19 protein-coding genes are annotated in these 24,479 nt (G+C 44.8%); 8 read left to right on the forward strand and 11 right to left on the reverse strand.

Features of this window, described 5'->3' with window-relative positions; all coding sequences use genetic code 11:
* Positions 1 to 254: 254 nt before the first annotated feature.
* Complete coding sequence (locus ACVBDU_RS09270; protein WP_447179469.1) at positions 255 to 953, forward strand: ComF family protein; 699 nt, start codon at positions 255 to 257, stop codon at positions 951 to 953.
* 49 nt (positions 954 to 1,002) lie between these two features.
* The gene (locus ACVBDU_RS09275) at positions 1,003 to 2,679 is read left to right on the forward strand and encodes an Ig-like domain-containing domain (RefSeq protein ID WP_447179470.1); all 1,677 of its coding nucleotides are present in this window, start codon (positions 1,003 to 1,005) and stop codon (positions 2,677 to 2,679) included.
* A 32-nt stretch (positions 2,680 to 2,711) separates the two neighbouring features.
* On the opposite strand, the gene ACVBDU_RS09280 is transcribed toward ACVBDU_RS09275, so the two are convergent.
* The 5 genes from ACVBDU_RS09280 to ACVBDU_RS09300 all read right to left on the reverse strand — a co-directional run bounded on the left by ACVBDU_RS09280 (position 2,712) and on the right by ACVBDU_RS09300 (position 9,218).
* Positions 2,712 to 3,485, reverse strand: coding sequence for an amidohydrolase (locus ACVBDU_RS09280; RefSeq protein ID WP_447179471.1), 774 nt, complete (start codon positions 3,483 to 3,485; stop codon positions 2,712 to 2,714).
* A 100-nt stretch (positions 3,486 to 3,585) separates the two neighbouring features.
* Positions 3,586 to 4,014, reverse strand: a complete 429-nt coding sequence (locus tag ACVBDU_RS09285) for an RES family NAD+ phosphorylase (protein ID WP_447179472.1) — start codon at positions 4,012 to 4,014, stop codon at positions 3,586 to 3,588.
* 26 nt (positions 4,015 to 4,040) lie between these two features.
* A complete protein-coding gene (locus ACVBDU_RS09290; protein WP_447179473.1) occupies positions 4,041 to 4,460 on the reverse strand; it encodes an Xre family toxin-antitoxin system antitoxin in 420 nt (139 codons plus the stop codon).
* A gap of 95 nt (positions 4,461 to 4,555) precedes the next feature.
* Positions 4,556 to 6,466 carry a DUF5689 domain-containing protein gene (locus ACVBDU_RS09295; protein ID WP_447179474.1) on the reverse strand — a complete coding sequence of 637 codons (1,911 nt, stop codon included), beginning with the start codon at positions 6,464 to 6,466 and terminating at the stop codon, positions 4,556 to 4,558.
* A 1-nt stretch (position 6,467) separates the two neighbouring features.
* The gene (locus tag ACVBDU_RS09300) at positions 6,468 to 9,218 is read right to left on the reverse strand and encodes a carboxypeptidase regulatory-like domain-containing protein (RefSeq protein ID WP_447179475.1); all 2,751 of its coding nucleotides are present in this window, start codon (positions 9,216 to 9,218) and stop codon (positions 6,468 to 6,470) included.
* Between the two features lie 239 nt (positions 9,219 to 9,457).
* On the opposite strand from ACVBDU_RS09300, the gene ACVBDU_RS09305 reads away from it, so the two are divergent.
* From ACVBDU_RS09305 to tssD (ACVBDU_RS09315), 3 genes are all read left to right on the forward strand, one after another.
* Positions 9,458 to 10,498: an endonuclease/exonuclease/phosphatase family protein gene (locus ACVBDU_RS09305; RefSeq protein WP_447179476.1), complete on the forward strand. Its 1,041-nt coding sequence runs from the start codon at positions 9,458 to 9,460 to the stop codon at positions 10,496 to 10,498.
* A 201-nt stretch (positions 10,499 to 10,699) separates the two neighbouring features.
* Entirely contained in the window at positions 10,700 to 11,086 is a 387-nt protein-coding gene (gene tssD, locus ACVBDU_RS09310; RefSeq protein WP_447177128.1) for a type VI secretion system tube protein TssD, read from the forward strand.
* A gap of 136 nt (positions 11,087 to 11,222) precedes the next feature.
* A complete protein-coding gene (gene tssD / locus ACVBDU_RS09315) occupies positions 11,223 to 11,618 on the forward strand; it encodes a type VI secretion system tube protein TssD (protein ID WP_447179477.1) in 396 nt (131 codons plus the stop codon).
* A gap of 84 nt (positions 11,619 to 11,702) precedes the next feature.
* Here tssD (ACVBDU_RS09315) and ACVBDU_RS09320 read toward each other — a convergent pair whose 3' ends face one another.
* The 3 genes from ACVBDU_RS09320 to ACVBDU_RS09330 all read right to left on the reverse strand — a co-directional run bounded on the left by ACVBDU_RS09320 (position 11,703) and on the right by ACVBDU_RS09330 (position 17,830).
* Positions 11,703 to 12,953, reverse strand: a complete 1,251-nt coding sequence (locus ACVBDU_RS09320; protein ID WP_447179478.1) for an efflux RND transporter periplasmic adaptor subunit — start codon at positions 12,951 to 12,953, stop codon at positions 11,703 to 11,705.
* Positions 12,954 to 13,032: 79 nt separating this feature from the next.
* Positions 13,033 to 17,433: a CusA/CzcA family heavy metal efflux RND transporter gene (locus ACVBDU_RS09325; protein ID WP_447179479.1), complete on the reverse strand. Its 4,401-nt coding sequence runs from the start codon at positions 17,431 to 17,433 to the stop codon at positions 13,033 to 13,035.
* Positions 17,434 to 17,509: 76 nt separating this feature from the next.
* On the reverse strand, positions 17,510 to 17,830 hold the full coding sequence (locus ACVBDU_RS09330) for a DUF6660 family protein (RefSeq protein WP_447179480.1): 321 nt from the start codon (positions 17,828 to 17,830) through the stop codon (positions 17,510 to 17,512).
* Positions 17,831 to 18,220: 390 nt separating this feature from the next.
* On the opposite strand from ACVBDU_RS09330, the gene ACVBDU_RS09335 reads away from it, so the two are divergent.
* Positions 18,221 to 19,378, forward strand: a complete 1,158-nt coding sequence (locus ACVBDU_RS09335; protein ID WP_447177123.1) for a homogentisate 1,2-dioxygenase — start codon at positions 18,221 to 18,223, stop codon at positions 19,376 to 19,378.
* A 412-nt stretch (positions 19,379 to 19,790) separates the two neighbouring features.
* Positions 19,791 to 20,930 (forward strand): 4-hydroxyphenylpyruvate dioxygenase, encoded by a 1,140-nt coding sequence (hppD, locus tag ACVBDU_RS09340; RefSeq protein WP_447179481.1) that lies wholly within the window; start codon positions 19,791 to 19,793, stop codon positions 20,928 to 20,930.
* A gap of 80 nt (positions 20,931 to 21,010) precedes the next feature.
* On the opposite strand, the gene ACVBDU_RS09345 is transcribed toward hppD, so the two are convergent.
* The 3 genes from ACVBDU_RS09345 to ACVBDU_RS09355 all read right to left on the reverse strand — a co-directional run bounded on the left by ACVBDU_RS09345 (position 21,011) and on the right by ACVBDU_RS09355 (position 23,523).
* Entirely contained in the window at positions 21,011 to 21,289 is a 279-nt protein-coding gene (locus tag ACVBDU_RS09345; RefSeq protein WP_447179482.1) for a F0F1 ATP synthase subunit delta/epsilon, read from the reverse strand.
* Positions 21,290 to 21,347: 58 nt separating this feature from the next.
* Positions 21,348 to 22,856 (reverse strand): F0F1 ATP synthase subunit beta, encoded by a 1,509-nt coding sequence (atpD, locus tag ACVBDU_RS09350; protein WP_447179483.1) that lies wholly within the window; start codon positions 22,854 to 22,856, stop codon positions 21,348 to 21,350.
* 208 nt (positions 22,857 to 23,064) lie between these two features.
* Complete coding sequence (locus ACVBDU_RS09355; RefSeq protein ID WP_447179484.1) at positions 23,065 to 23,523, reverse strand: lipocalin family protein; 459 nt, start codon at positions 23,521 to 23,523, stop codon at positions 23,065 to 23,067.
* 536 nt (positions 23,524 to 24,059) lie between these two features.
* Between ACVBDU_RS09355 and ACVBDU_RS09360 the strand changes: the two genes are divergently transcribed.
* Entirely contained in the window at positions 24,060 to 24,479 is a 420-nt protein-coding gene (locus tag ACVBDU_RS09360; protein WP_447179485.1) for an OsmC family protein, read from the forward strand.

Raw genomic sequence — 24,479 nt, forward strand, 5'->3', positions numbered from 1 at the left:
CATCGTAAAATTATAAATAGTTCAAGGTTGCAGGTTACAAGTGCCGTTCTGAGTGGGGCCGAAGGGCACCTGGTCTCCCCGTCATCCTTACCATCTCTATCCTCCCATTTCCCAGGCTCCTTTAACCCCAGGTCACATTCCCACATTCTCACATTCTCAGATACTGCGCACATGATGCGTTTGCCCTGACATTACCATCTGTTCGTGCATATTTCCCTGGTAATGCCTAAATTTGAAAGAGCCAAATCCTTAAAATGACATTTCTTCTCCGTATTGTAAGCGATATATACAATCTTCTCTTTCCGGAAATTTGCCCGGGCTGTTCGGTCCGTTTATCCCCCGGCGAACACACTATATGTACGGCATGCAGACACCGGCTCCCGGTAACGGAATATCACCGCTCCCGTGAAAATCCGGTAGAAAAAATATTTTACGGCAGGGTTAAGATAGAATTTGCCGCGGCCCATTTACTGTTCCATAAGAAAGGGGTCACACAGCAACTGATACATCACCTGAAATACAAAGGACATCCGGAAATAGGGATATTTCTCGGAAAGTGGTACGGGGCCTGCCTTGCGGAAAGCGGCCTGCAAAACAAAATAGACATGGTTATCCCGGTTCCCCTGCATCCTAAAAAACAACGAAAAAGAGGCTATAATCAGGTTTCTGCCTTTGCCTGGTGTATTGCCGATGCCCTACAGGCAGAATACAGGGAAGATATTCTTGTTAAAACAACAAATGTCAAAGCACAGACATTTAAAAGCCGGTTGGCACGCTGGAAGGAAGGCGAAAGCATCTTCGATATACGGCAAAGCATACCTTCTGCCCCCTGTCATATATTACTGGTAGATGATGTCATAACCACGGGATCGACACTGGAACGTTGCGCCCGGACCCTGCAAAAACACGGGAATGTTAAAGTAAGTATTGCTACCATGGCTATTACCGTATAATTTTTAAAAATAATCGTTACTTTGTCAGGCGACAAACAAGTTTGTTTACATGAGACAAAAGGCTATAAATACCGGGCTGTTCCTATGCATTTTTCTAACCCTTCTGAATTGTGCCAAACGGGGCTCCCCTACCGGAGGAGAAAAGGATACGACACCTCCCAAAATGGTATCGGCAGAACCGGATACATCCAGCACTAATTTCAAAGCGAAAAGGATACGTATCTATTTTGACGAATATATTAAACTAAAGGACATTCAGAAGCAGCTCATCGTATCTCCCCCTATGAAAACTACGCCACAGATCATGCCACAGGGGAGTGCCAGTAAATATATAGATATTAAAATAAGTGATACTCTCAGAGAAAATACTACTTATGTATTTAATTTCGGGCAGAGTATCGTAGACAATAACGAGGAGAACCCGTATTCTTTTTTCAAATATGTATTTTCTACAGGAGACTATGTGGACTCCCTTACCGTAAACGGATATATAACAGACGCTATTCAGAAAAAACCGGACAACTTCGTATCTGTAATGCTCTATGAAATAGACTCGACATATACCGATTCTATCGTTTACAAACAGGTTCCCACCTATATCACCAATACCCTCGACAGTTCCAGTACGTTCCAGATCACCAACATTAAGGCGGGGAAATATATGCTGATAGGGTTAAAGGACAATTCCAGTACCAATACGTATGTACCTAAAACGGATAAAATTGCCTTTATTAAAGATTTTATCGACGTCCCTACCGATTCGGTGTACCGCCTGAATTTATTCGAGGACAATTCATACTACCGGGCTACCCGGCCGGTACTCGCTGCCAAGAACAGGATCATTTTCGGGTATGAAGGTACCGCAGACGCGGACAGCATTGCCATAGACATGCTTTACCCCGAGCCTCCTGCGGATTACAAGTACAGGATTATAAAAGATAAAGAAAAAGATACCCTGCATTACTGGTTTACCCCTGTTCAGGCAGATTCCCTTATTTTTAAGGTAACAAATCCACGTGTCATGGTCCGGGATACTTTTACGGTAAAAATAAAAGAATTATATAACGATACACTTACCATTTCCCCTACACAGAAAGGGAGTTTATCTTTTAAAAAACCTTTTTCCATCGGTGCCAACACCCCCATCGGTTCTGTCACCAGGGAGAAAATTTCCGTGCTGAACAAAGATTCCGTAGCAGTTGATTTTACCCCGGAAATCGACGAAAAAGAAAACCTTGTCCGGTTGAAATGGGAGACACTTCCCAACGAGAAATACCGGGTAACCATGCTTCCGGGTGCCATAGATGATTTCTTCGGAAAAACCAATGACACGCTCAGTTATAACCTCAGCACCAAAAGCTTTGCCGATTACGGAAACCTCCGAATGATCCTTAGCAATGTGGATTCTTTTCCGATCCTCCTTCAGCTTACGACGGAAAAAGGTGAAGTAAAAGACGAGATCTATGCTGAGGAGGCGAAGAGTTATTACGATTTCAACTATCTCGATCCGGGAAAATACCTTCTTCGGGTGATTTATGACGATAATGGCAACGGTAAATGGGATACGGGCGATTACCTGGAAAAAAGACAGCCGGAAAGGGTAAGTCACTTCCCCGGTGTCCTGGACATAAAAGCGAACTGGGAGATCGAACAAGACTTTATTCTCAGGAACCCTGCGCCGCCGGAACCGAAAAAAGACAGTATTCCGACCAATAACGAAGAATAATGTCCCGGATTTCTTCGCAGGACAAAAGGAAATCAAAGAAGTTTGAATTCATCCCTGTCATCCAGAAAACGAAGTTTATCCCGATAATATGTTATTTTTTCCTTATCCGGTGTAGCGTATAGTGTTTCCTCATTTTCGGAAAATACCATCTGCTCCCCGAGCACATCATATACGGCGGAATGCCCCGGGTATTTATGCCCGTTGTGGTCTTCACCCACCCTGTTCACGCCGATACAGTAGCACAGGTTCTCTACGGCCCTTGCTTTCAGGAGTATGTCCCAGGAACTTATCCGCGGGGAAGGCCAGTTGGCAACGAACAGGAGCATATCAAAATTCTCCGTGTTTCTCGCCCATACCGGAAAACGCAGGTCGTAACATATAAGCGGACAGATCTTCCATCCTTTATACGCTACGATAAGTCGTTTAGTACCAATATCGTATACCTCATTTTCCCCGGCCAGGGTAAAAGCGTGTTTTTTATCGTAATGCTCCACCTTTCCGTCCGGATGAACAAATAACAAACGGTTATAATATTTCCCCTGTTCTTCGATGATAACACTTCCCGTTATCGCTACGTCATTTTCTTTCGCTGCTTCCCGCATCCATGCCGTAGTTTCCCCTTCCATACTTTCGGCAACCGCTTCCGGTTTCATGGTAAACCCGGAGGTAAACATTTCCGGAAGCACCACCAGGTCGGTATCCCGTTGAAGTTCGTCTATTTTTTTTCGCAATATCGTTCTGTTTGCATGGGGATTTTCCCAGGCAAGAGCGGTTTGTATAAGTGCGGTTTTTAATTCCTTACTCATTATTTCATTCATTTTTTAATCTAGTGACAAGCTAATTTACGCACTAAATGAAATTTGAAATACTCTGTCCCAAGCCATCGGAATACTTCGAGGTAATTGTCTACAGTAATCTTTTGTCCCAATGATAATCTTCCGTGTCTTTTAGTATCACTTTATCAAAATCGGGATGACGGGTATTAATTATATAATTATACTCTCCTCTCACCAAAACGGAAGGGACTTTTAATACTAACGATATCTGCTTCACATACCAATCACTTCCCTTTTTTTGAAGATTCGCATAATTAGCGATGCTTTTCCAGTTTCGGGATAATTTTCCCGGATTTATTTCTTTATAATATTTTTTTTCATCGGGAAGCGTAATAGTCATAAGTTTATACATAGCCCTGTTCATAATGGCATTCCTATGAACTACCAATTCCAATACGGCCAATGCCCTGCTTTCCGCACAGTAAATAACATATTCATTTTCCTTGTTCCACCGGTTTGCGGCACCCGAAGCCTTAAGAGAAAAAGCATATTTTGCCATTGAAATCCTGAAAACCTCCATACTTATCAAACATTGTCTCCATACTCCATTGCCGTCAGTCTACTGTCTATCAACCTGATACCGCTAATCGTATTAAGAAAACCAAGAGGTTTCCTGTTTTCCAGAAAGACATTGGGCATTTCCAGCCAACGATTAAAGTCCTGTGAACTTCCAAAAACTTCTGCCCCATGTTTTACTAATGACAAAAGCATTACGATATGCTCTTTGATATCAATCCTTACATTAGCCGCATCTTTTCGGTACTTGATAAAAGTTTTGGGAGCAATATTGAGTATTCCGGACAGTACTTCATCACTAACACCTATCTTGGATTTTAGTATTGTAATATGTAAAGGAGAAAAAGGCTTTTCAGACAAATACGTTACCATCCAGGCCGCTTCTATTTCACTGGGGATTTTCCGGAACAATTTTTCTTCAGTAACCATACCCGACCCTGTTTCGGTAAAAATACCATTCATAACAAGTAAAATTACATATTTTTATCCATTTAATAAAATATCCGTTCTGATATTCATATGTTTTAACGCACTCCCAACCCGCTTACATCATTTTTCGGGTATTCTTCCCATTCGTTTTCGTCATAGGATGTATTGGGCTTTATAACTTCTGTTTTTCTTCGAAATGTTTTGTCCATTCCCCAGTTCTCATCTCCGGGAATGCCTATATGGTCTATGATTATCCCGTTTTTCATAAGCACTACCTGGTCATTTCCATTGAAACCAAGCGCAGAACCACTTGTATTAGCTATTTCATCAGCGTATAAAATTTCATCATATCGAGGATTTGCATATACTAATATTCCGCCAGGAGGAATAATCCCTGAGAGTTCCATTGTAAATCGTTCAAAATTTCCATCCCCATTATCATCCCTTGCCAAAACATAACCATCCATGTCTATATCCACATCCGTAGCATTATAGATCTCTATGAATTTATTATATGAAGACCCTTCCACATACTCTGTGATCATCAGGTTTGTTCCACCGAGACAATCTTCGTAGGGTTCTGTAAAATCCAGATCGTCCGGGTTTCGGGGTACCAGGCCATATTCATCCTGGTATACGGAGACAATTCCTGTGATACTTCCTTTCCCGTCATTTACCGTTTCTCCCGAAAAAGAAGCTTCTTCCCTGGTAAATACTTTTACGGCATCGGTACAATCCGTGATTATCCGTATCCCGGAATATGTCACTCCCAGGGTTTCAAACTGCACGTTATCCATCCTCACAAGCCTGCTTTCATAGGTTTTCAGATCATCGGAAAGCATAATATTTTCCGGTTCCGGAAGATGTCCGGATTCTGCGGATACTATATTCTCCAACGGAATGTCTTTTATGTAAAGTAGGCCATTGGTCTTTTCCAGGGAAGTATTGGAGAGAGAAAGTTCTACCTTGTCTCCCGGGTTCAACGTGTGCCCCGAAGTAAAAGAACAGACAATTCCGGCAGTGTCATCCTCTATTACGGCATTTACTTCACTTGTATTTCCGGCTTCCCGGTCAGATATAACCGTTGCGGTGATCTTTATGTTTTCGGATATCTCCACGGTCTTTCCCTTATACATAGTCCTGACATAGGCAATGGTAGCATCGGCCCCGACAGGATCACAGGAATACACAATTTCTCCGCATCGCTCATCATTAAAATCCAGATCGTCCGTATCCCGGATGGTAAGCTGATATTTATTGCTGTATTTTCCGAGTACCGCGGTTATCGTTCCGTTTCCGGAAGGCAGTATTTCCGACTGGAAATCGGCATAACCGCTGTTCCGCAATACAATTTCTTCTCCGTTGCAGTTTCTGAGTATACGGTCCGTTCCGCTTTCTCCGGCAACTGCATATGGCTGACACATGTCTTCCGGGCTTATTTCCATCCCCGGAAGTCTCACCAGCGTATTTATCATTTTATCCTCCAGTTCATTCACCAAAGTAATTTCGGGAATAATGTCTACGGCATCCTCACAGGAAACAAAAATATGATCGTGAACCTTGGAAGCGGGCAATCTGCCTACGGACAAAGTCCCTCCCGCATTGGTAAACACCCCGCCAACTTTCAGCACTCCCTGGCTTTTACCCAGGTACAACCCCTTTAACCGAATACGTATTTTTTTTCCTATAGAATATAAAAGGTGGTAATCCCTTAAATCCAGATCGATCTGAAATCCCTCCTGCGGATGCTCCGGCCTGTCCTGGATATGCAGGGTTCCGTAAAAATTACCTGTCTTATCACTGGAAATAACATAGCCTTCTACTACAAGGTCTTCATGTATAAGCATTACCTCATCTTCATACAGTTGTTTGACTTCTGCAAACGTAATATTAGGCTCCAGTTCTTTTTCTTCGCACCCCGTGGCCGGGTTATCGTAGGTACTGTTCACACAGGCCCATTGCAGAACCATAAGTACTATTACTGTATATTTTTTTATCTTTTCCATATCAGAAACTGACTGCCAGGTTTATAAAATAAGTTCGTCCGAAACCATACCAGTACTTTGGTCCGAACGAAGGGACTCCTCTTGCCAGGTCGGAAGATAATTGTCCGAAGTTACCATTGCGGCTTTGTTCATATCCTCCTGTCCGGTACACGGTATCAAATACATTATTCACACTGACAAAAAGCCCTATGTACCTGCCATTTATCAGCCAGGATTTCCCCCCGGTAAGGTTCATAAGGTAAAAATCATCCGGTTTTTCCTGTTTAAGCAGGGCAGACACTGCTTCATCCGTAGCATCGGGAAAGCGCTCCCCGGTTTCGGGGTTCACATAAAAACTGTCAGTCCGGGTTATTTTGGATATATCCACATAGCTATCCGCCAGGTAATTTGCAGTCATCCCCACCCACCAGTAGTCCGGGTCCCTGTATTCTATCCCCAGTGAGTATGCCTGTTGCGGTCCGGTCGCGAGTCTGTACCCCTTTATCGATGCCTCGCCGAGATCCAGGAATCCATCGGGGTTTATAAGGTCTTCTTCTCTTCCCGCAGTATCGAAATTAATGGCTACATCAGCATTATCGGCATAGGTAAATTTTCCATAGGCCCCGACTGCCGTGAGCTTTACTTCCGGGGATACATGGTAAGACACCCCCAGCTCACCTCCTACATGCCGTTTTTGTATTCCGCTGACCGTTTCCTGTACAAAATCACTCCCCACACCGGCATCCACATAAAAGAAATTCACATTGGTAACATCCTCGAAACCGGTGTAATAACCACTTAACCTGGCCGTAAGCCCGGGTAAACGAAGGAGATAGGAAACATCCCCGCTAATTACGGTTTCCGAAGTAATATCTTTTACCGGTTCATTATTCTCTCTCGGGTTTACAAAAGAATTCTGCAACAGGGGCGCCCTGGAAATATAGCCTCCCCGGATACTCAAGGCATGTCTCCCGGTAATGTGATACATTCCCCCGGCTTTTACTCCGTATTCCGAAAATTTAAGGACATCGCTTTTCCCAAAAGAATTATCTGCGAAACGCTCATTTAAAAAATGCCCTTCTCTCTGGTAATTGGTGTATCCGAAATTCGCCGCAACAAACGCATTCCATTTTTTGCGCTCGGCCTGCAGTTGTACAAAACCCTGTGCCTGTTGTGCGTATATACTATAATTGTAATTAAATGTATCTCCTTTATATTTTAAAGCTTCGCCGTTCACATCGTTCCTGGTGTCGGTAAAAGGGTCTTCGTCTTCATGAAAATCCCCTCCCAGAAGGTCGCTTATGCTCGCATAGTTTTCCGATGTCGATGTTTTATAGACGCCCCCGGCATTTACAGTGACCGAACCGCCCAGGCGAACAAGTGCCGAAGTGTGGAACGTAAGCGCCGTTTCATCCGAATTGTCATCGTAAAGTATATAAGCACTTTTACCTTCCTGTGACGGATTGCTGTTTATCCGGTATAAAGTGCCCCAGTCTATCTGGGGGTTTTCATAAAATCCCTCCCTCGCCAGGGCGGCGTTTTCAAAGTTGGCGCCGGAGGGACTATTAATGTAAAATCCGGGTAAATACCGGTAATAAACCGGGTCCGGGTTCGGAGCGTTGTAATACCCCAACCGGCTTCTCCCATAGGTGCCGGACTGCCAGGCAGCTCCTGCCGAAAACCGGAAACTGTCGCTTTCGTGGAAATAGGAAAGCAATGCGACAGGTTCTTTTATTTTTCTTTCCCTGGAATTGCGGATATCACCATCCTGCATTCCCCAGTACGGATTGTATTTTCTTCCGGCCATGTCAAACACTTCCCCGGTTATCGCCGCCGAACTTCCCCTCCGGTTCGGCGCATATATCCCGGAAACCTGAATACTGTTCTTTTCATTGAAACGGTATTCTACCGCACCGAAAAAAGACCAGGCATCATAAAGGGTACCATCTATATACGCTTCTCCGGCCCATCGCCTGGAAGCGGATAAGGTATATGCCAAACCATTCTCCTGCATACCCGAACTATATGTAGCCATAAACCTGCCATTGTAAAACCTGTTGGACGCGGAGGACGATATCCGGAAACCGGGCCTGTATTCCGATGCCCTTATAATGATATTGGTACTGCCCAGCACTCCTCCGAAATGATACGGGGAAGGGGATAACCCAAAGGAGAGTTCCTGGCTCCTGGTTACATCATTCAGACCGCCCCAGTTATTCCATTGCGGTCTGCCGTTGAACATCTTGTTCATGGGAATCCCGTTCAGCATTACCACTCCTTCCCTGGAATCGTATCCCCTTACTTTAAAAAAAGCCTGGCTAAAATCAAAAGCAGCCCTTTGCAAGTAAATATCTCTCGTAGCCTGTAATATACCGGATGCCACATCTGCCCCGCTTTCATCATCCTCCAGTTCGTTATCCGTTATAATTGCGAGGGTTTCCGACATGTCGCCGGAAATATCCTGTTCCAGGAACACATCGCCAATATCCACATCTTCTTCGTTCTTTGTCAGGATCAGGGGAAAAGTCCTGGAAAGATATCCGTCTCCGCTGATATGGAGTGAAAAGTTCCCCGGGGACATCCCACCGAAGACAAACGTACCGTCCGTTCCGCTACGCTGCCTGTGTGCGGTCCCTTGAATGCGAACGTGAATGCCTTTCAGCGGGACCCGGGTACGATAGTCCAATATCCTTCCCTTGACACGGGAAAGCGTCTGGCCAAAGCTGCAATGTATATATGGTAATAAAAACAGTAAGAGTAATTTTTGTTTCATATTCTGGTTTTTTTTAGTTGGAGCACAGGCTTTTAATACATTATACTATGCCCGCTATTAAATTCTACACCACAAAATGAAAGGAGTCCCAATTTTTCGTGATAAATTTTTTCTATAATATCCGTAAGCACCAAAAACACTGTACTTCAGCAAGTTTCATTTTTTCAAGCCTTTACGGCTACAGATACTTTTTCTATCTTTCTCCCGGTAATTGTATTTCACCCTATTCACATCTCATTATGACAAAACCTGTACTTCTTCTACTGTTTGTCACAGCATTTTCTCTGCGTATGGTTTCCGCACAGAAAAAGTACACCGTAAAAACCATCGCTTTCTATAATGCGGAAAACCTCTTTGATACGATTCAAAGTTCCGATACGGATGCCGACAGAACCCCTTCCGGAGCTTACAAATGGACTTCAGGGCGTTATGCGGATAAAATATCCAAACTGGCCCGGGTGATTTCGGAAATCGGGGAAGAAGTTACCGGCACTGCCCCGGATGTCATTGGCCTGGCAGAGGTGGAGAACGGGAACGTACTGCACGATCTTGTCAATGATAGTGCCCTGGACAGATACGACTACGGGATCGTCCATTTCGATTCTCCCGATCACCGGGGTATAGATGTCGCTTTGCTGTACAGGAAAAGTACTTTTACGCCTATCGGCTTTAGCAATATTCCATTAAAAATATACAACGAGGAAGGTTACAGAATATATACCAGGGACCAGCTTCTGGTCAGCGGTATTCTCGACGATGAACCCGTTCATTTCATAGTCAACCACTGGCCTTCCCGCTACGGGGGAGAAAAGAAGAGCAGGCCAAACCGGATGGCGGCGGCAGAACTCAACAAAAAGATCATAGATTCCCTGCTTACTGTAAACCCTTCTGCAAAAATTATCAGTATGGGCGACCTCAACGATGATCCTACCGATCCGAGCCTGAAAAAAATACTGAAAACCAGGAAAAAAAAGGCAGAAGTAAAAGACGGGGAACTTTTTAACCCGATGGAAGAAATGGCACAAAAAGGCATGGGCACCCTTGCTCACCGGGATCAATGGCATTTGTTCGACCAGATATTCTTTACGGCTGAACTTCTTAAAAAAGATAGATCGTCTTATCGCTACTGGAAAGCGGGAATCTATAACAAACATTACCTGCTCACACCGACGGGCCCTTATAAAGGCTATCCGTTGCGGAGTTATGCCAATGGGAGCTATTCCGGTGGATACAGCGATCACTTCCCTGTGTACATATATCTCGTAAAGCAGATACGGTAAAGATATTTCAACAAAAACAGCCTGCTTCCGGACTACTTTCATTGGTTACATTTCTCACTTTTCAAAACAGAAAAACAACACTTTCTTAACACTAAGCGTTGCATAATATCTTCGCATTTAATATCTTGCAGGCTCTATATAGTTAGATATTTGATTTGGTATTTTTAGTAATTAACCTTAATTCTTTAAATTTTAAGTATTATGTCATTTAAAGCAACTTTATCTGTTGGCGGCAAGAAAGTCAACATTTTGAATGCCAATTATGACCTGGCACAAGAGGTAGATGCTACCGGACGCCCCTCTTCAATAACCCGTGGGGGACGTATTAATCTCACTGTAGAATCCACCGGAGATTCCTTTTTCCTGGAGTGGATGACCAACAACTTCGAGCGTAAGAACGGAGTGATCACTTACATTAAACGCGACACGGATGCCAAACTACGTGAAGTGAACTTCACCGAAGGCTATCTCGTTAAATACCGGGAGAATTTTGACCATAACGGCGATAATCCTCTCACGGAAACGTTCACCATATCGTGCCGTGTCATCGCCAGTGGTGGCGGAGAGCACATCAACGAATGGGTTTAGGTATTTAATTTCTCATTTGATATTGTAATAAGCGAGCCGATCAAATATTGCTATCAAAGGGAGTCCGTGTGACTCCCTTTATTTCCTTAAATACCCTGTAGAAAAAATTGTATCCCATGTAATAACCCAATAGCTTATGTCTTTTTTAGCCAAGTTCGAAATCGATGAAATGTCCTATAACGTTCTGGAATATGACATCCGGGTAGAAAAGGGTACGGACCACAGCGGAAAACCCTCTACCAATGCTAAAGGCGGTGAAATTCGCCTGGTGCTGGAAACCGATATGAAAGATAGTTTTTCCGACTGGGTAATCAGCAACTCCCAGACCAAAGACGGGAAACTGATCTTTTACAAACGGGACGGTATGAGCCGTATGCGCACTACTTCCTTTAAAAAAGGATACTGTATCCGTTATCACGAAAAATTCCGGGCCATAGGTGACGAACCCATGACTACGGAAATTGTTATATCCGCCAAGGAAATAAACATCGGTAACACTGCTTACACTAAAAAGTGGCCGATGCAGGCATAAGGAACATCCCTGGATTTCCTCAAGAACATATGCCCCGGGAAAGCGTATTCCCGGAGCTTTTAGTTTATTTCCATGCGCCGGAGATCAGTGCGAGTGCTCCGTCTCCCCTTTTTTCATCTCCGCAAGCAGGTAATAGGCGCCTTCCGTTACCACTTCGGCCTTTCCAGGAATGGTCTTCAAAGGTTTTATCTCTATCCAGCCTTCCATCGTACCTCCTGTCATGATTTCCGCCCTGGTAAAAGCCCATTCTCCCTGCCCGGCATCCTTAACATCATGGTCATCTCCATCCCTTTCTATATTTCCCGTACTTTCATTTTTGATAAAAATGTATTTTTTGCCTTCATCTTCCACTACAGCCAGTTCCGGCAAGGCAATCGTTTTCATGTTTTCCACAGCTATTAATCCTTCTACGAACATTCCGGGAACGAACGGTTCTTTGTCGCCTTCCAGGCTGGCGTGCATCCGTACCGCCCTGATCGTACTTTCGTAATTTTTGCCTATTTCCGTGATCTTCCCTGCCACAGGCCTGTCCCTGTCATTGGCAATATACAGGGTTACTTTCTGTCCTTCTTTGACCTTATTCAGGTCCTTTTCATACACCAATAGATCGGCATGAATGTTTTCCTTGTCTATGATACGGAAAAGCCGGCTTCCGGTAGTGATCCGCTGTCCTATGGTCACTCCTGTTTCCCTGACGTAACCTTTTATCGGGGATACGACCGGAAGGGCATCGTAAGTTCTCCCGTTTATAATGGCTTCGGGATTTACCCGGAGTAACCGCAATTTGGCTTTCGTACTTTCCAGCCTGGCTGTAACCGATTTATAATCGGAAGTGATGCGTTGGTAATTTTTTCCCGAAGCCACTTTATTTTCATAAAGTTTCTTCTGCCGGTCAAATTCCTGACTGAGATATTCATATTCGCTCTGCAATTCCCTCAGATCGGCCTGCAGGTCGATAAACGCGGGGTCTTCGATGTAAGCGAGTACCTGTCCTTTTTTTATTTTTTCTCCGGGTTTTACCAGTATACGGCTTATATTTCCATCCATAAAAGAACCCACTGTTGCTTCATCTTCCGGGTACAATTCCAGTTCGCCCGTAACCCTTATGGTTCCGTCCAGGTTAACTGCGGTAAGATCTCCCAGTTTCAGGTTTATGGCTTCCCGTTGCTTCCTTGTGAGGGTCACCGTATTTTCTTCGGTATGGTCCTGCCCGTCCTGTTCTTCCGCAATTGTTATTTTCCGGGTTTCAGATGTCTTATCCTTGTCTTTTGTCTTGCCGCAGGCGGCAAGGAAAAGGACTGTGGCGATAAACGTTATTATTCGGATTGTTTTCATTGTTTTTCTTTTTATATTTTTGAGACACAGGGTGATTGAGACACACGGCCGTGTGTCTTTACTTTATATTTTTCCCGGGTTAATTATCGACTATGGTACCGGGTTCCAAAAGGTATTTGAGCTGTATTACGGTCATATTGTATTCGCGCAGGCGGTCCAGGTAAACATTCCGGACCTCCCTGGCATTATTCAGGTTCTGAATAAAAGACACGTAATCGATCTCTCCTTCGCGGTAGCTCAGCTCTGCCGCGGCGATCTGCTCCAGCGCCAGTGGCAATAGCTGTTCCCGGTACAATTTTACCGTGGCGCTTAGCTTATCGTAATCGTTCAGCATGGTACTCACCCGGGTCTGCAGGTTTATCTGCTGTTGTGCCGTTTGCTCCTTTGCTATTTCCACCTGTACTTTCGCCGCTTTGGCCTGTGCGTTTCGGTTCCAGAAAAACAACGGTACGGACACACCGAGGTTCCAGGAATAAAATCCGCTTTGCCCTGCTATTTCCTGCCAGCCATAAGAAGCGTTTAATTTGGGCAGAAAATCTGCCTTTTCCGTACGCCACAGGGATTTCCGGGTCTCCGTCTCCAATTCTGCAAGTTGCATAGCCGGATGTTCCTTTACCTTTTCTTCCCATACTTCCCGCATTCCTTCCTGTTCTATAAACAAAGCAGCGGCATCTTCCACTTCAAAAGGGGTTTCTTTAAGTATCCAGCGGTTTAAGGTGTTCAGCCCTTTTTTATAGTCATTTTCCGCTTCAATTTTCCTCGCTGCTATTGCCCCGTATTGTCCTTCCGCTGCCAGGAGTTCCAGTTTCGTGGTCGCTTCCGTTTCGTAACGCAATCTTGCCGCCTTTAAAAAATCGCTATAAATACTGTCCAGCTGTACGGCAAGTCTGAGTTTTTCCCGGGCATTTACCGCATTGTAATAGGCGCTGTATACTTCCATGGCCATATTAAGCCGCACCACATCAAGTCGCCCGGTCTCTTCTGTCACACGGGCTTTATTAAGCGCTGATTTTGCCATGGTGCCAAAAACATCGATATTACTTTGCCCGATAGTAAGTGTGTTCCGTACTCTATCTGCTCCCCCGTATTCCTCTCCGCCGGTACTGATACTGGTCTGCCCGGGATCAAAAGCCGTAGCCCGCAGCGCTTTTTTCTGCTCCACAGACAGTTCTGCCTGTTTTATTCCCGGATGTTCTTCCAGGGCTCTGGAAAGCGCCTCTTTTAGCGAAACAATTTCCTGCGACTGTTGTGCACGCATAGTCCCGGGAAGCAAAAGCAATAGCAGTAATCCCAGTCCGGGTAAAACATTCCTGTTCTTCATTGGATTTTTTTCTTTTTTTACTTTTCTGTTTTCTATGATATAATAGAGAATGGGCACCACGATAAGTGTAAGCAGCGTAGCTGTCGCCAACCCTCCAATGACCACTGTCGCAAGGGGACGTTGTACCTCTGCACCCGCAGAAGCAGAAACAGCCATCGGAAAGAAACCAAGCACATCGGTCAGCGCCGTGAGGATTATGGGCCGTAGCCGTTCTTTTGTCCCCAGGAGAATACGCTCTTTTATATCCGACACCCCTTCTTCTTTAAGGCTGTTGAAACGGCTTATCAGTACCAATCCGTTGAGCACGGCAACACCGAAGAGCACGATAAACCCTACCCCGGCAGATATGCTGAAAGGCATTCCCCGTATCCATAAGGAAAGTATTCCTCCAATCGCGGCCAATGGCACTGCCATATAGATCATAACGGTCTGCGACAGGGATTTCAGGGCAAAATAGAGCAGGATAAATATCATGGCCAGTGCAATGGGCACAACAATGGCAAGCCGGTCCTTAGCCCTTTGAAGGTTTTCAAAAGCGCCTCCGTATTTGATGTAATACCCCGCCGGGAGATCCAGTTCCGCTTCCATCTTTCCCTGAATTTCTTCCACCAGCGATTGCACGTCCCTGCCCCTTACATTCACACCTACCGATACTCTGCGGGATGTATTGTCGCGGCTTATCTGCATGGGGCCCGGCTTAAAATCTATTTTCGCGACTTCCTGTATCGGTATCTGCCCTCCTTCGGGAAGGTCCACATAAAGGTTCCGGAGATTTCCAATATCTTTCCGGAACAGTTCATCGAACCGGAGTACCAGGTCAAAACGCCGCTCCCCTTCAAAGACAACCCCTGCCTTACGCCCTGCAAATGCCGTGCTGATATAGGTATTCAGTTTTTCTATGGTAAGTCCGTATTTGGCCATTTTCTGCCGGTTATAGCTCACCGTCATCTGGGGGAGCCCCGATGTGGCTTCGGGCCGTACATCACCTACACCGTCAACACTCCGGATAATACGCGCCATCTGCTCCGCCTTTTCCGCAAGCACTCCCAGGTCTTCTCCGTATAGTTTAACGGCTATATCCTCCCTTACTCCCGTAAGAAGTTCGTTGAACCTCAATTCCACAGGTTGTGTAAATACGGTGTTTATCCCGGGGATAACCTCTATGGCCTCTTTTATTTTTTCTATGAGCTCCTCCCTGGTCTCTACCGTTGTCCATTTGGATTTGTCTTTTTCCAGGGTAAGGATACAATCGGCAATATCCATAGGCATGGGATCGGTGGGTATATCGGCAACCCCTATACGCGAAACCATGGTCTTTACTTCCGGGAAAGAGGTCACTATTTTCTCCACTTTGGTCGTTGCGGATATACTTTCGGACAGGGAGCTCCCCGGACGGAGCAAAACCTGCATGGCCATATCACCTTCATCCAGCCTGGGCAGGAATTCCCCTCCCATACGGCTGAAAACAAAAACGGATAACCCGAGAAGCACTATCGAAAAGATGATCACGGCATTCCCCGCCTTAAGCGCCTTTATCAATACGGGACGGTATACATCCTGGCAGAAATTAATGATCCTGTCTCCCGTATTCTTAATAGCCCGTTCAAAGCGGTAAAACCTCGTATTCTCTTTCGATGGTTTCAGAAATAATGCCGACATGGCAGGCACGTACGTAAGGCACAGTACTATAGCCCCGATCATGGCAAACCCGAAAGTATAGGCCATAGGCTGGAACATCTTGCCTTCTACCCCGGTGAGGAATAAAATAGGGGCAAAAACGATAAGGATGATCAACTGCCCGAAAAAAGCGGAATTCATCATCCGGCTACCGGATTCGTATGCAATGGTATCCATTTCCCGCCCGGTCAGCGATTTTGTTTTATTACCAAGCCTTTTCTCTATGAAGTGCACCGCCCCTTCAACTATAATCACCGCCCCGTCCACGATGATACCAAAATCGATTGCTCCTAACGACATCAGGTTGGCCCAGACCCCGAATACTTTCATCAGGATAAGGGCTACAAAGAGAGACAACGGTATTACGGAAGCCACCAGGAGCCCCCCGCGGAAACTACCCAGCAACAATACCAGGACAAAAATAACGATCAACGCCCCTTCCACAAGATTTTTGGTTACCGTGTCCGTAGTTCGTTGAATCAGGTCGCTCCTGTCTATAAAAGGTTTGATGGTAAGTCCTTCGGGAAGGGATTTTTCGATCTCCGCTACACGTTTTTTTACATCCTGTATGACTTTATTGGAATTTTCTCCTTTGAGCAATAGAACCATGCCTCCTACGGCTTCACCATTACCGTCACGTGTTACGGCACCGTAGCGCACCTGGCTTCCGAAACGGACGTTTTCCGCGACCGAACTTATAAGTATAGGTTGTCCGTTTACGGTTTTTATAACGATGTTCCGTATATCGTCGAGGGATTTGATAAGCCCTTCTCCCCGGATAAAGTTGGCCATATGGCCTTTCTCTATATAAGCCCCTCCGGTATTGGCGTTGTTTTGCTGCAAAGCCTCATATACTTCGTGAATAGACACCCCCGCGCTGTTAAGCCTTGCCGGGCTTAAGGTCACCTCATACTGTTTGACTTTTCCCCCGAAGGAATTGACCTCGACTACACCGGGCAACAGCGCCATTTGCCTCTTTACGATCCAGTCCTGGACCGAACGGAGCTCAGTAGTAGAATAGTTGTCTTCATATCCCTTTTCCGGGACTATCGTATACTGGTATATTTCGCCGAGCCCGGTTGTAATGGGGCCCATTGAAGGTTCCCCGAAACCGGCGGGAATTTCTTCTTTTATTTCGGAAAGTTTTTCACTTACCAGTTGCCTGGGGAGGTAGGTCCCCATATCGTCTTTGAATACAACGGTAACTACGGAAAGCCCGAAACGGGAGACAGACCGTATTTCTTCCACCCCGGGAAGATTGGAAACGGCGAGTTCTACCGTATAGGTTACGAATTGTTCAATGTCTTCCGTGCCCAGGTTAGGGGCCACGGTAATGATCTGTACCTGGTTATTTGTTATATCGGGAACGGAGTCCAGGTTTATGGTTTTTACAGCATACCACCCGCCACCGACAATAGCTATTACCATTAAGAACACTATAATTTTGTTCCTAATAGAAAAGCCGATGATCTTATCAATCATACGAATTCAATTAAGTTTAACATTCAACAAATCAGACTCCGCGTATTTTCGGCGAAATCCGTCTTATCAGAAAATGTTAAACCAATTGAGGCGGTTGTAAAAAGGAATGGTGGTATTCCCTCGGAAAAGAATAGTGCAGGGGAAAATTATCGGTATAGTTCCCGACAACTTTAAAATCGGGGTAAACGGGAAGGGCTTCTAACGAAATTACAATCCCGCAACAGGCACAGGTGCAAAAAGGGGTACAGTCCAGGTGACCGACATCCGTGCTATCCATATCACAATGCACTTCCGTAAGGCTGACATCATGCGGATCGGGGGTAACCGTATCCGAACAAGGTGTCACAGACAGTGCCAGCACATAAAGACTTAATAATATGGTTAATACTTTTCGCAACGATCTGCTGTTTTATCAAAACAAAGGTACACTTTTTAAGGTTTTCCGCACATAACGATATCTTAAAATTTATTCCTGTCAGGAATATTGCCCGAATTATAAGACAGGTCTGTCACATTACCAATAATAGTATAAATTCTTCTGTAATTTATAAAGCATCATCAAATAAAATCAAAATATATTCCGCCACATTAACCATATATTAACGGTGATACCCAAAAATACCACTTACCGCAATTTTATACTCCGCAAATATTTTCCGATATTTGTATACGATGAAACCTATATGGCAAGGATTATTAGCATATTTACAATTCCTCATAAAACGCAATCCGGAATGAGGGAGGTGGACTTTTGTATTTTAAAAAAGTTTAACCTAAATACCACATTATGCCATTCTATCACAAACTGGGCAACATACCCCATAAAAGACACACCATATTCCGGAAACCGGACGGGAGCCTTTATTACGAACAATTATTCGGCACGGTCGGTTTTGATGGCATGTCCTCTAATATTTACCACGAACACCGGCCTACGCAGGTAAAAGAAATAAAAAGTTCGGTTGATGTCGCTCCGAAAATTGCAGTGGGAAACAACATTAAATCCTATCGCTTTCACGGGTTTAAAATAGTCCCCGAGAACGATTACCTGCAAAGCAGGAAAACGGTGCTCACCAACAATGATTGCAGCATTATCCTCGCGGCACCTAAACATTCTACAAAAGATTACTTCTATAAAAACGCAGATGAGGACGAGTTGATCTTTATTCACAAAGGGAGCGGAAAACTTCGGACACACCTGGGAAATCTCGATTTTAAATACGGGGATTACCTGCTCATACCGAGGGGGACCATTTATAAAATGGATTTCAATTCCGAAGATAACCGCCTTTTTATAGTCGAGTCGCGCCGTCCGATCTACACCCCGAAAAAATACCGTAACTGGTTCGGGCAATTGCTGGAACATTCGCCGTACTGTGAGCGGGATATCCGCCAACCCGGGGAACTGGAAACTCATGACGAAAAAGGAGAATTCCTGATAAAGATCAAAAAGCAAAACGAGATCTTCGATGTCGTATATGCCACACATCCTTTTGATGTTGTAGGATATGACGGGTTTAATTACCCGTACGCCTTTTCCATTCACGATTTCGAACCGATAACCGGGCGTATACACCAGCCGCCACCGGTACATCAGACCTTCGAGACCGATGCTTTCGTGGTATGCAGTTTTGTACCGAGATTATACGATTACCATCCGGAAAGTATTCCTGCACCGTATAATCACAGCAATATAGACAGCGACGAAGTGCTCTATTACGTAGACGGTGATTTTATGAGCAGGAACGATGTTGCCGAAGGGCATATTTCCCTGCACCCGGCGGGCATTCCCCACGGGCCCCATCCCGGCGCGGTGGAACGAAGCATCGGAAAGGAAAAAACCGATGAGCTTGCCGTAATGGTAGATACCTTCAAGCCACTGATGCTTACGGAAGACGCCATGAAAATCGCGGATGATTCCTATCACAAATCCTGGTTGGAATAATTCGATAATGAGCCAATGTGATAATGTGCCAATTAAGCAATGAGTTAATTATCACATTTCTTAGTACATAACAAAATCTGATTTTGGCATTATTTATCGGAAAATCAGTTTTACCCTAGCCCTAAAGCCTGCCGGCAGGCAGGGGAATCCGATTTTCCTCGATTTCTCCCTTTAGGGCCGGGGTCAAAAATCGAGGAAAATCCTGCAGAATTGAATTTTGTCATGTACTAAAATCACATTTACTAAAGAACGTATTTGTTAAAATTTTAACCGATGACTTTCAATGAAAAATACAAGGGTAATATTATCCTCGTAAAATCATCGCCACATCCAAAACAGGAAGGAATTACCTGTCCGAACCCGCCACCAATTGGCACATTCACTAATTAACAACTTATCAAATTAAAAAAAGATGAAAACCGATAATACATCCCTTCACCTCGAAAAAACAGTTCCCCAGGCAGAAGATTTCCTGCCTATACTCGGAACGGACTATGTAGAATTATACGTTGGCAATGCCAAGCAGGCCGCACATTATTACCAATCCGCATGGGGCTTCCAGCCCTTAGCATATGCCGGACTGGAAACCGGCGTAAAAGACAAGGTGTCCTATGTACTGCAACAGGACAAAATACGTCTGGTACTGACGTCTCCCCTGCAATCCGGCGGCGATGTCAACCGGCATATCGACGCTCATGGCGACGGGGTAAAAGTAGTGGCCCTATGGGTAGATGACGCCACCAAAAGCTACGAAGAAACCACCAAACGCGGTGCCGAAAGCTATATGGAGCCCAAAGTCATAGAAGACGAACATGGTAAAGTTGTGCTTTCCGGGATACACACGTACGGAGAAACCGTACATATATTCGTAGAACGAAAGGATTACAAGGGCGTATTCATGCCCGGGTTCAAACCCTGGTCACCCGATTATAAGCCGGGAGCCACAGGACTTAAATATATAGACCATATGGTAGGAAATGTGGGCTGGAACGAAATGAACAAGTGGTGCGAATTCTACGCCAAGGTTATGGGCTTCGCCCAACTTATTTCTTTTGACGACAAGGATATCTCTACCGAATATACCGCCCTGATGAGCAAAGTGATGAGCAACGGTAACGGCAGGATCAAATTTCCTATTAACGAACCGGCGGAAGGAAGAAAAAAATCACAGATCGAGGAATACATCGATTTTTACAATGGCGCCGGTGTGCAACATATAGCGGTTGCCACGGACAATATTATCGAAACGGTAACACAATTGCGCGACCGTGGGGTGGAGTTCCTCAAAGTCCCGAAAACATATTACGAAACCATCCTGGACAGGGTGGGGGAAATAGATGAAGACCTGGAACCACTGAAAGAACTCGACATCCTGATCGATCGGGATGATGAAGGTTATCTTCTCCAGATATTCACAAAGCCCATACTGGACAGGCCCACTATGTTCTTTGAAATCATCCAGAGAAAAGGGGCGCAATCTTTCGGGAAAGGTAACTTTAAAGCCCTTTTTGAAGCTATTGAAAGAGAACAGGAATTGCGGGGAACCTTGTAAAAGACGAAAACACGTATATACCATAAAAAAATCCCCGGATTTGACGATCCGGGGATTTTTATTGTTTTCCTTAAGAGCAATTAGTCCGCGAGGACAATCACCCTGTTGTTTTTCATCTCAATAGTACCGGAGTTGATCGGTAACAGTGTTTCGTTTTTCTCTCCTCTGGAAAATCTATCCTGAAACTCTTCCCTGATCTTTACATCTCCATAAATTTTCACATGCCCTTTTCCTAGGAGGGATACGATAGGCGCGTGATCTTTCAACATCTGGAACTCCCCGTTTATTCCGGGAACCGTAACCGAAGTCACTTCTCCGCTGAACAAGGTCGCTTCAGGCGATACTATCTCTAAATACATATATCTTTATCTTTACGATTTATAGCTTACGGTCTGAACAAATCCGCAAACAACAATTCTAAGCTTCAGCAAGCATTTTCTCTCCGGCTTCGATAGCTTCCTCTATGGTACCTTTCAGGTTGAAGGCAGCTTCCGGAAGGTGATCCAACTCACCGTCCATGATCATGTTAAAGCCTTTGATAGTATCTTTAATATCTACCAAAACACCTTTTAATCCCGTAAATTGCTCTGCAACATGGAAAGGCTGAGATAAGAAACGCTGTACACGCCTTGCCCTGGAGACTACCAATTTATCTTCTTCAGATAATTCTTCCATACCAAGAATTGCAATAATATCCTGCAACTCCTTATATTTCTGAAGAATTTGCTTTACTCGCTGAGCACATTCGTAATGATCTTTTCCTAAAATATCAGCAGACATAATTCTGGAAGTAGATTCCAGTGGATCTACTGCCGGATAAATCCCCAATTCCGCAATTTTACGGGATAGTGAAGTTGTAGCATCCAGGTGGGCAAACGTAGTCGCCGGCGCCGGGTCGGTAAGGTCATCCGCAGGTACGTAAACCGCCTGTACGGAAGTAATGGAACCTTTTTTGGTAGAGGTAATACGCTCCTGCATGGCGCCCATCTCTGTTGCCAGTGTAGGCTGATATCCTACCGCCGAAGGCATACGCCCGAGAAGTGCGGACACTTCGGAACCTGCCTGGGTAAAACGGAAGATGTTATCCACGAAGAAAAGTACATCCTTTCCTTGTGCGTCACCGGCTCCGTCACGGAAGTACTCCGCTATGGTTAGACCGGAAAGCGCCACCCTTGCACGTGCTCCGGGAGGTTCGTTCATCTGTCCGAATACGAAAGTCGCTTTGGATTCTTTCATGGTAGCTTTATCTACCTTACTGAGGTCCCAGCCACCTTCTTCCATAGAGTGAAGGAAGTCATCTCCGTACTTAATAATTCCGGATTCCAGCATTTCCCGCAAAAGGTCATTTCCTTCACGTGTTCTTTCACCTACACCTGCAAATACGGATAATCCCCCGTGTCCTTTGGCTATGTTATTGATAAGTTCCTGGATCAATACGGTTTTACCTACACCGGCACCTCCGAACAGACCGATCTTTCCTCCTTTTGCATAAGGCTCTATGAGGTCGATTACCTTAATCCCGGTAAACAAAACCTCGGTAGAAGTGGACAGTTCCTCAAATTTAGGGGCTTCCCTGTGAATAGATAAACCATTGTCTCCTTCTTTCGGTAAATTTCCCAAACCGTCAATAGCATCGCCTATGACATTAAAGAGACGTCCGTAAACATCCTCTCCTATAGGCATTTGTATCGGGCTTCCGGTTGCAACCACTTCTGTCCCCCTGCTCAAGCCGTCTGTAGAATCCATCGAGATAGTCCTTACGGTATCTTCACCAATATGTGACTGTACCTCCAGAACGAGTTTAGAGCCATTTTCCCGGATAATTTCCAGGGAATCGTAAATTTTCGGGAGTTCGGAATCCGCAGCAAACGCGACGTCTACAACCGGACCAATGATTTGTGCAACTTTACCTGTAACCTTCGACATTACTTAGATATTTAATGTATAGCTTTTTATATACTGAAACAATCTTGCCTGCTTCCGCATCCTCCGGGGATTTTCCCCGTGCTTTAACAAGATATTTTTTTCGCGGTGCAAAGATATATTTTTTGTATAGATATAGAAATGGTTTTCGTATGTTTTTTTGTGAAATATTTAACCCACACAAAATTTTACCTCACGCATTTACACCACATTACATCTTATCGTACTCCGTGGTAGTAACTTCCCGGTATACGGAACCACCCTGCGAGTTTACCTCATCCACAATCATGGTGAGTGTGCGCCTGGAAACAGAGTATTGCGCCCTTTTCAACCCATCTTCGCTTTCTCCTTCCTTATACAACAGGATAATCTCATCTTTATTTATGGTATAAGTACCTGTGTAAGACCCTTCGTCTTCCCCTCCGTTTTCGCGATAGTAATGTACAAAAGATCCGTCTTCCCGGAAACGCATTTCCAGAACATTGTTTTCGTCATAAAGGCTTTCTGTTTCACTTATCTTTTCTCCGTCCCTGTAACGGATAAAATGATAACCCCTCGCTTCCCAAACCCCTTCAATAGCTTCTTGCGGGGATACGGAATCGTCATCATTATTACAGGAAGTAAACGCAAAACCGGTAATCAACAAAACCAACAACAGTGTTTTTTTCATAACAAATATTTATTTTCCGCAAAAATAACCAAAATAGCCAAGGTTATCCGGCTCCTTTACAAACTTTAGCTTTTATCCGGTGCGGTACGCCGGCAAAACTTCACAGTGGCGGGACAGATACGGCAAGGCAAACACATCATAATTGCGTAATTCTATGTTTAAGGTTTGTTGCCGGTTACCCGGTTGTTGATTAGTTCGGAGTTGGTTAGTTAGGGAGTTGAAACGGGAAACCTCCCCTACAAAACTCCATCCCAATATATATCGGGACTCCCAAACTCCCAAACTTAGCACCCAATAGCTTCTATCTTTATCAGGTTCCTAGCCCAGCCGAAGGGCAATCTTCATCAATGACTACAACCAATCACTACAAACCACCAACACCCCTCGTCTCCTTGTCTCTTTGTCTCCCTGTGTCTCATCCCCTTCATCTGTCTTCCCTTATATAATGCGTTTGCCCTGACGGATGCGGAAAGCATTCCTTTTTCCTGATTAAAATCGTACTTTTGGAGTCTTCAAACTCATAAAAAATAAGGATCATGACAAATCACGTCACTACAAAATGGCTCGGCGATATGGCTTTTGAATCTACCAATCCCGCCGGAACACTCAAAATAGATGCAAGCCCTGAAGACGGGGGAAAAGGAGAGGGTTTACGCCCCAAAGCACTAATGCTCTCTGCCGTAGCCGGATGTTCGGGACTGGATGTCGCTTCTCTTATCAAAAAAATGAAACTGGAAGTAGATGATTTTGTTATTGAAATAGATGCCGAACTCACAGAGGAACATCCCAAATATTACCATGCGGTTACCGTAGAATACCATTTTCACGGCAACAACCTGGACGAAAAAAAATTACAAAGGGCAGTAGACCTCTCTGTAGAGAAATACTGCGGTGTCATGGAAATGTTCCGTCACTTTGCCAAAATGGACATTAAGACCTTTTTTCATCAAAAATAA

This window comes from Sinomicrobium endophyticum, from assembly GCF_052983315.1.

Excerpts from the sequence above, each read along its gene's own strand:
- ACVBDU_RS09345 (WP_447179482.1), bottom strand. The coding sequence starts at position 21,289 with ATGTATTTAGAGATAGTATCGCCTGAAGCGACCTTGTTCAGCGGAGAA.
- ACVBDU_RS09285 (WP_447179472.1), bottom strand. The coding sequence starts at position 4,014 with ATGGCAAAATATGCTTTTTCTCTTAAGGCTTCGGGTGCCGCAAACCGG.
- atpD (WP_447179483.1), bottom strand. The coding sequence starts at position 22,856 with ATGTCGAAGGTTACAGGTAAAGTTGCACAAATCATTGGTCCGGTTGTA.
- hppD (WP_447179481.1), top strand. The coding sequence starts at position 19,791 with ATGAAAACCGATAATACATCCCTTCACCTCGAAAAAACAGTTCCCCAG.
- ACVBDU_RS09295 (WP_447179474.1), bottom strand. The coding sequence starts at position 6,466 with ATGGAAAAGATAAAAAAATATACAGTAATAGTACTTATGGTTCTGCAA.
- ACVBDU_RS09360 (WP_447179485.1), top strand. The coding sequence starts at position 24,060 with ATGACAAATCACGTCACTACAAAATGGCTCGGCGATATGGCTTTTGAA.
- tssD (WP_447177128.1), top strand. The coding sequence starts at position 10,700 with ATGTCATTTAAAGCAACTTTATCTGTTGGCGGCAAGAAAGTCAACATT.
- tssD (WP_447179477.1), top strand. The coding sequence starts at position 11,223 with ATGTCTTTTTTAGCCAAGTTCGAAATCGATGAAATGTCCTATAACGTT.
- ACVBDU_RS09355 (WP_447179484.1), bottom strand. The coding sequence starts at position 23,523 with ATGAAAAAAACACTGTTGTTGGTTTTGTTGATTACCGGTTTTGCGTTT.
- ACVBDU_RS09300 (WP_447179475.1), bottom strand. The coding sequence starts at position 9,218 with ATGAAACAAAAATTACTCTTACTGTTTTTATTACCATATATACATTGC.
- ACVBDU_RS09275 (WP_447179470.1), top strand. The coding sequence starts at position 1,003 with ATGAGACAAAAGGCTATAAATACCGGGCTGTTCCTATGCATTTTTCTA.
- ACVBDU_RS09320 (WP_447179478.1), bottom strand. The coding sequence starts at position 12,953 with ATGAAAACAATCCGAATAATAACGTTTATCGCCACAGTCCTTTTCCTT.
- ACVBDU_RS09290 (WP_447179473.1), bottom strand. The coding sequence starts at position 4,460 with ATGGTTACTGAAGAAAAATTGTTCCGGAAAATCCCCAGTGAAATAGAA.
- ACVBDU_RS09335 (WP_447177123.1), top strand. The coding sequence starts at position 18,221 with ATGCCATTCTATCACAAACTGGGCAACATACCCCATAAAAGACACACC.
- ACVBDU_RS09325 (WP_447179479.1), bottom strand. The coding sequence starts at position 17,433 with ATGATTGATAAGATCATCGGCTTTTCTATTAGGAACAAAATTATAGTG.
- ACVBDU_RS09270 (WP_447179469.1), top strand. The coding sequence starts at position 255 with ATGACATTTCTTCTCCGTATTGTAAGCGATATATACAATCTTCTCTTT.
- ACVBDU_RS09305 (WP_447179476.1), top strand. The coding sequence starts at position 9,458 with ATGACAAAACCTGTACTTCTTCTACTGTTTGTCACAGCATTTTCTCTG.
- ACVBDU_RS09280 (WP_447179471.1), bottom strand. The coding sequence starts at position 3,485 with ATGAGTAAGGAATTAAAAACCGCACTTATACAAACCGCTCTTGCCTGG.